This window comes from Nonomuraea sp. NPDC001684, from assembly GCF_053596515.1.
On sequence record NZ_JBSFGJ010000487.1, the window covers coordinates 1 to 6,605 of the forward strand.

General features: G+C 73.7%; 8 protein-coding genes. 3 read left to right on the plus strand and 5 right to left on the minus strand.

Going from position 1 to position 6,605, the window contains the following annotated elements:
* The 4 genes from ACWCSD_RS44710 to paaA all read right to left on the minus strand — a co-directional run.
* Window positions 1–327 (minus strand): iron-sulfur cluster assembly protein (locus ACWCSD_RS44710; RefSeq protein WP_449924480.1); only part of this gene is annotated, 327 nt, incomplete at its 3' end.
* The gene (gene paaC / locus ACWCSD_RS44715) at window positions 324–1,244 is read right to left on the minus strand and encodes a 1,2-phenylacetyl-CoA epoxidase subunit PaaC (RefSeq protein WP_449924483.1); all 921 of its coding nucleotides are present in this window, start codon (window positions 1,242–1,244) and stop codon (window positions 324–326) included. The genes paaC and ACWCSD_RS44710, both read right to left, overlap by 4 nt.
* A 13-nt stretch (window positions 1,245–1,257) precedes the next feature.
* On the minus strand, window positions 1,258–1,551 hold the full coding sequence (gene paaB, locus ACWCSD_RS44720) for a 1,2-phenylacetyl-CoA epoxidase subunit PaaB (protein ID WP_352324188.1): 294 nt from the start codon (window positions 1,549–1,551) through the stop codon (window positions 1,258–1,260).
* Entirely contained in the window at window positions 1,548–2,513 is a 966-nt protein-coding gene (paaA, locus tag ACWCSD_RS44725; protein WP_397164116.1) for a 1,2-phenylacetyl-CoA epoxidase subunit PaaA, read from the minus strand. Before paaA ends, paaB begins: the two co-directional genes overlap by 4 nt.
* A gap of 91 nt (window positions 2,514–2,604) precedes the next feature.
* On the opposite strand from paaA, the gene paaZ reads away from it, so the two are divergent.
* The gene (gene paaZ / locus ACWCSD_RS44730) at window positions 2,605–4,644 is read left to right on the plus strand and encodes a phenylacetic acid degradation bifunctional protein PaaZ (RefSeq protein ID WP_449924487.1); all 2,040 of its coding nucleotides are present in this window, start codon (window positions 2,605–2,607) and stop codon (window positions 4,642–4,644) included.
* Between the two features lies 1 nt (window position 4,645).
* Entirely contained in the window at window positions 4,646–5,437 is a 792-nt protein-coding gene (locus ACWCSD_RS44735) for an enoyl-CoA hydratase/isomerase family protein (protein ID WP_449924490.1), read from the plus strand.
* 60 nt (window positions 5,438–5,497) lie between these two features.
* On the opposite strand, the gene ACWCSD_RS44740 is transcribed toward ACWCSD_RS44735, so the two are convergent.
* Complete coding sequence (locus ACWCSD_RS44740) at window positions 5,498–6,007, minus strand: Lrp/AsnC family transcriptional regulator (protein WP_358005837.1); 510 nt, start codon at window positions 6,005–6,007, stop codon at window positions 5,498–5,500.
* Window positions 6,008–6,133: 126 nt separating this feature from the next.
* On the opposite strand from ACWCSD_RS44740, the gene ACWCSD_RS44745 reads away from it, so the two are divergent.
* Window positions 6,134–6,605 (plus strand): thiamine pyrophosphate-dependent enzyme (locus ACWCSD_RS44745; RefSeq protein WP_449924494.1); only part of this gene is annotated, 472 nt, incomplete at its 3' end.

The following is a 6,605-nucleotide window of genomic DNA, read 5'->3' on the forward strand; positions in this document are numbered from 1 at the left end:
GTCCCGGCCGCGCTCGGAGATCCACTCGCCCGACCACGGCGGGTCGAGCACGACCCGCACCTCGACCCGCGGGAAACCCGCCGCCCGCAGCCCCTGGACGAGGTCGTCGCGCATGGTCGCCATGGCCGGGCAGCCGGTGTACGTCGGGGTGATCGAGGCGACCACGACCTCGCCGTCCGGGCCCGGCCGCAGCTCGACGCCGCGCAGCACGCCGAGGTCGGCCAGGGTGAGCATCGGCATCTCCGGGTCCCGCACCCGCTCCGCGACCCGGGCGGCGCGCTCGCGGGCGTCCCCGGGCGCGGGGCCGGCGTGCTCGGCGGCGGTCACCAGCGGCCTGCCGGGTGGGCGCGGGCGACCGACTGCATGTCGGCGAGCAGGTCGGCCAGCGCCGGGGTGTGAACGCCGTCCCGGCCGCCGCCCGGCCTGTCGTCGTCCCGTCGGTCTTCGAGGGCCGGGCGGGGGACGTCGCTCACCGTCAGCACCTGGCTGAGCACGGCGTCCACGTCGGCGCGCAGCGCGGCGGCCTCCACGGCGACGCCCGAACGGGCGAGCGCGAGCTCGACGGGATGCGCGGTGACCAGCTCGGCCAGCAGCGGCCACAGCTCGCCGAGCGCGGCGTCGAGCCGGCGGCGCGACTCCTCGGTGCCCTGGGCCAGGGTGAGGAACCAGCGGCCCGCCCAGTCCCGGTGGTAGGCGACCTCCTTGACGCCCTTGGCGGCGACGGCGGCCAGCACCGTGTCCGCGCTCGCCGACAGCCGCTCCAGCAGCGCCAGCCGGGCCGTCGAGAACAGCAGCAGGCGCACGACGACGTGCGCGAAGTCGCCGTTCTCGACCTCGGCCAGCCACACGTTCCTGAACTGCCCGGCGTCGCGGAAGAACGCCAGCGCGTCCTCCGGCGGCACCGGCGAGCCCTCGGGCAGCGCGGGCACCACGCCGGGGTCGGCCGCGGCCGCCCGCGCCAGCAGCAGGCGCGCCTGCCCGAGCAGGTCGAGCGCCACGTTGGCGAGCGCGATGTCCTCCTCCAGGTCGGGGGCGCGGCTGCACCACTCCGTGAGCCGCTGCGACATCACCAGCGCGTCGTCGCCGAGCATGAGGCAGTACGCGGCCAGTTCGGCGGAGCCGACCCCGTCGGGCACGGTGGTGTCCACGCCCGCCAGCGGGTCCTCGAAGTCCGTGCCGAACGCCCACTGCGCGGAGTCCCCGCCGGTCAGGCCGTCGAAGATGCTCTCGTGGTCATCGCTCACGCTGGACCCCCTCTCACATGTGCGGGACGTCGCCCGGGATGTCGTAGAACGTCGGGTGCCGGTAGACCTTGTCGCCGCTCGGCGCGAACAGCGGGTCCTTCTCGTCCGGGCTGGAGGCGGTGATGGCGTCGGAGCGCACGACCCAGATGCTCACGCCCTCGTTGCGCCGGGTGTAGACGTCGCGGGCGTGCCGCAGGGCCATCGCGTCGTCGGGGGCGTGCAGCGATCCGACGTGCACGTGGTTGAGCCCGCGCTTGACCCGGACGAACACCTCGTACAGCGGCCATTCCCGCCGGTCGGCGCTCATCGGGCGCCCGCCCCGGCAGCCGTGCGGCTCGCGAACGCCGACGCGGCCTCGCGCACCCAGGCGCCGTCCTCGTGGGCGGCGCGGCGGTGGCGCATCCGCTGGGCGTTGCACGGCCCGTCGCCGCGGATGACCGCGGCCAGCTCCGACCAGTCCGGCTGCCCGAAGTCGTGGTGCCCGCGCTCCTCGTTCCAGCGCAGGTCGGGGTCGGGCAGCGTGACGCCGAGCGCCTTGGCCTGCGGGACCGTCATGTCGACGAACTTCTGGCGCAGCTCGTCGTTGGAGTTGCGCTTGATGCCCCAGGCCATCGAGCGCTCGCTGTTGGGGGAGCGGTCGTCGGGCGGGCCGAACATCATGAGGGAGGGCCACCAGAACCGGTTGACCGAGTCCTGGACCATCTCCCGCTGGGCCTGCGTGCCGCGCATCATCGTCATCAGCAGCTCGTAGCCCTGCCGCTGGTGGAAGGACTCCTCCTTGCAGATGCGGATCATCGCGCGCCCGTACGGGCCGTAGGAGGTGCGGCACAGCGGCACCTGGTTGCAGATCGCGGCGCCGTCCACGAGCCAGCCGATCGTGCCGACGTCGGCGTAGGACAGCGTCGGGTAGTTGAAGATCGAGGAGTATTTCTGCTTCCCGGACAGAAGGAGTTCGGTCAGCTCGGCGCGGGAGACGCCCAACGTCTCGCACGCGGAGTACAAATAGAGGCCGTGCCCGGCTTCGTCCTGCACCTTGGCCAGCAGGATCGCCTTGCGGCGCAGCGACGGCGCGCGCCCGATCCACTCGCCCTCCGGCTGCATGCCGATGATCTCGGAGTGCGCGTGCTGGGCGATCTGGCGGACGAGCGTCCTGCGGTACGCCTCCGGCATCCAGTCGCGGGGCTCGATCCGGTCGTGACCCGCGATGGTCGCGTCGAAGGCGGACTGCAGCCGCTCCTCCAGGTCCGGCTCCGCCGGCGTGGTGGTCATCGTCCCTCCGAGACATCGGTCTTATTTACTTATCGCTCGGTCAGTAATACGGTTGCATGAGTCGGGGCTTCCGCGCAAGAGAGGAGACAGCGTGAGCGCGCTGCTGGAGAGCTACGCCGCCGGACGATGGTTCCGCGCGTCGGACGACGGGGAACCCTTGCTCGACGCCGCGACGGGCGAGGAGGTCGCGCGGATCTCCAGCCGGGGGCTGGACGTCGCGGCCATGGTCAGGCACGCCAGGGACACCGGCGGCCCGGCGCTGCGGGCCCTGACCTTCCACGAGCGGGCCGCCCTGCTCAAGGCGCTGGCCAAGCACCTGCTCGAAGGCAAGGACGCGCTGTACGCCCTGTCCACGCGCACCGGCGCCACCTCCCGCGACACCATGGTCGACGTCGACGGCGGCATCGGCACCCTGTTCAGCTACGCGAGCAAGGGCGTGCGCGAGCTGCCCAACGACACCGTCTTCCTCGACGGCGGCCTGGAGCGCCTGGGCAAGGGCGGCACCTTCGCCGGCCAGCACCTCTACACCTCGCGGCCGGGCGTCGCCGTGCAGATCAACGCCTTCAACTTCCCCGTCTGGGGCATGCTGGAGAAGCTGGCCCCGGCCTTCCTCGCCGGGCTGCCCTCGATCGTCAAGCCCGCCGCCCAGACCGCCTACCTCACCGAGCTGGCCGTCCGGCAGATCATCGTGTCCGGCATCCTGCCGGAGGGGACGCTCCAGCTCCTGGCCGGCAGCCCCGACGGGCTGCTCGACGAGCTGACCGTCCAGGACTCCGTCGCCTTCACCGGCTCGGCCCACACCGCCGGCATCCTGCGCCGCCACCCGAACGTGCTCGACGGCGGCGTCGTGCTCGGCGTCGAGGCCGACTCGCTCAACTGCTCGATCCTCGGCCCCGACGTGCGCCCGGACGATCCGGAGTTCGACCTGTTCGTCAAGGGCGTCGTCACCGAGATGACGGTCAAGGCGGGCCAGAAGTGCACGGCCATCCGCCGCGTGCTCGTGCCGGCGAACCTGGCGGACCAGGTGACCGAGGCGCTGGCCGCGCGCCTGGCGTCGATCACCGTCGGCGACCCGCGCAACCCCGGCGTGCGCATGGGCCCGCTGGCCAGCCTGGGCCAGCGCGAGGAGGTGCGCAAGGCGGTGGAGGCGCTGCGGGCCGGCGCGGAGGTCGTCCACGGCGACCCGCGCGGCGCGTCCCTGCTGGAGGGCGACCCCGAGCGCGGCGCGTTCATGACCCCGCTGCTGCTGCGCGCCCGCCCCGGCGCCGCCGAGCCGCACGACGTGGAGCCGTTCGGGCCGGTCGCGACCGTGCTCGCCTACGACGGCGTCGAGGAGGCGGTCGCCCTTGCCGCGCGCGGCAAGGGCAGCCTGGTCGCCTCCGTCGCCACCCACGACCCGCAGGTGGCGCGGTCCGTCGTGCTCGGGCTCGCGCCCTGGCACGGCCGGGTCCTGGTCCTCGACCGCGACGACGCCAAGGAGTCCACCGGGCACGGCTCGCCGCTGCCGGTCCTCGTCCACGGCGGCCCCGGGCGGGCCGGCGGCGGCGAGGAGCTGGGCGGCGTGCGCGGCGTCCTGCACCACATGCAGCGCACCGCCGTCCAGGGCTCGCCGGACCAGCTCACCGCGATCACCGGCCGCTGGACGACCGGCTCGGCCCGCGCCGACTCCGGCGTCCACCCCTTCCGCAAGTCGCTGGCCGAGCTGCGGGTGGGCGACACCATCGCCTCCGCGCCGCGCACGGTCTCGCTCGCCGACATCGAGCACTTCGCCGAGTTCACCGGCGACACCTTCTACGCCCACACCGACCCCGAGGCCGCCGCCCGCAACCCGCTGTTCGGCGGCATCGTCGCGCACGGCTACCTGGTGGTGTCCCTGGCCGCCGGGCTGTTCGTGGACCCGGCGCCCGGCCCGGTGCTGGCCAACTTCGGCGTCGACGGGCTGCGCTTCCTCACCCCGGTCAAGGCCGGCGACGCCATCGCCGTCGCGCTGACCGTCAAGCAGATCACGCCGCGCAGCGGCGCCGACTACGGCGAGGTGCGCTGGGACGCCACCGTGACCAACCAGGACGGCGTCCCGGTCGCCACGTACGACGTGCTGACCCTGGTGGCCAAGACCTGGCCGGAGGGCTGACGTGGACGACACCCCGGTCCTGCTCGAACGCGACGGCGCCGTGGCCGTCGTGACGCTCAACCGTCCCGACCACCGCAACGCGCTGAACGACGGGCTCAAGCAGGCCCTGCGCCGGGCGCTGGAGGAGGTCGCCGCCGACGACTCGGTCAGGGCCGTGCTGCTGACCGGCGCGGGCCGCGCGTTCTGCGTCGGCCAGGACCTCGCCGAGCACGCCGAGGCCCTGCGCGCCGACCCCGGTCACGCCTTCGACACCGTCGAGGCGGACTACGCGCCGGTCGTCCGGCTCCTGGCCACGATGCCCAAGCCGGTCGTCGCCGCCGTCAACGGCGCCTGCGTGGGCGCCGGGCTGGCCTTCGCGCTCGCCTGCGACCTGCGCGTCCTGGCCGAGGACGCCAAGCTGGCCACGGCGTTCACGGGGATCGGGCTCACCTGCGACTCCGGCCTGTCGGCGACGCTGACGCGGGCGGTCGGCGAGTCCAGGGCCAAGGAGCTGGTGCTGCTCGGCGAGCCGTTCGGGGCCGCGCAGGCGGTCGCGTGGGGCGTGTCGGGGCGGGTGGTGCCCGGGGCCGAGGTGTGCATGGCGGGACGCGAGCTGGCCGCCCGGCTGGCGGCCGGGCCGACCGCGGCCTACGCCGAGTCCAAGCGGCTCATCGCGCAGGGGTGGGAGCAGGGCCTCGGCGCGGTGCTCGCCGAGGAGGCCCGCGCGCAGGCCCGCCTCGGACGCACCGCCGACCACGCGGGCGCGGTGGAGGCGTTCCTCGCCAAGCGCAGGCCGACCTTCGGAGGGCGCTGAACGAGGGCGCTGAACGAGGGCGCTGAACGAGGGCTCGGAGTGGGGGCTCGGAGTGGGGGCTCAGCTGTCGTGGGCCCCCCATTCCGCGCCCCGGCCGCGGGCCTCCTCGAACACCAGCCAGGTCCGGGTGGCCCGCACCCCCGGGATGTCCTGGATGCGTTCCAGCACGACGTGCCGCAGCGCGGCGTTGTCCGGCGTCCTGACCAGCACCAGGACGTCGTAGTCGCCGCCGACCATGGCGAAGTGCTCCACGTACGGAGTCTCGCGCAGCCGTGCCGTGACCTGGCGCCAGGAGTTCTGCTCGATCGTCACCGACACGTACGCGCTGGTGCCCAGGCCCGCCCGGTGCGGCGCCAGCTCGGCGGTGAAGCCGGTGATCACGCCGTCGTCCATCAGCCGGGTGAGCCGGGCGTAGACGTTGGCGCGCGAGACGTGCACGCGTTCGGCCAGGGTGCGCATCGACATCCGGCCGTCGCGCAGCAACTCGGCGATGATCGCCCGGTCCACTCCGTCCAGGTTTGCTGCCGAACGTCCCGGCCAGCCGCCCTCGACGCCCTCGTTGGCTGACAATTGGCCCTCCATTAGTCCCATATAAAGCCGTTTGTCGCTCATCATGCCTGATGTCTTGAACGGATGGCCTCGGAAGCGGACGCTTTCCCTCACAAACGTCCAGAGAAAGTGAGCGTCGCCATGTCCGTGAGGAGGAGTCCCCAGACGGTCGACGGCCTGCTGCCCTCACCAGAGCCGGTGCGCTTCGTCGCCGAGGACGGCACCGCCGTCGAGCCGCCCGCCGGGTACGCGGAGCCCGCCGGGGAGCACCTGGTGGAGGCGTACCGGCGGATGGTCCTGGGCCGCCGCTTCGACCGTCAGGCGACCGCGCTGACCAAGCAGGGCCGGCTGGCCGTCTACCCCTCCAGCCGCGGCCAGGAGGCCTGCCAGATCGCCGGCGTGCTCGCGCTGCGCGAGGACGACTGGCTGTTCCCCACCTACCGCGACTCGGTCGCGCTCGTCTCCCGCGGCCTCGACCCGGTCGAGGTGCTCACGCTGCTGCGCGGCGGCTGGCACTGCGGTTACGACCCCGCCGCCACGCGCGTCGCCCCCCAGTGCACGCCGCTGGCCACCCAGACGATCCACGCGGTCGGCATGGCCGAGGCCATGCGCCGCAAGG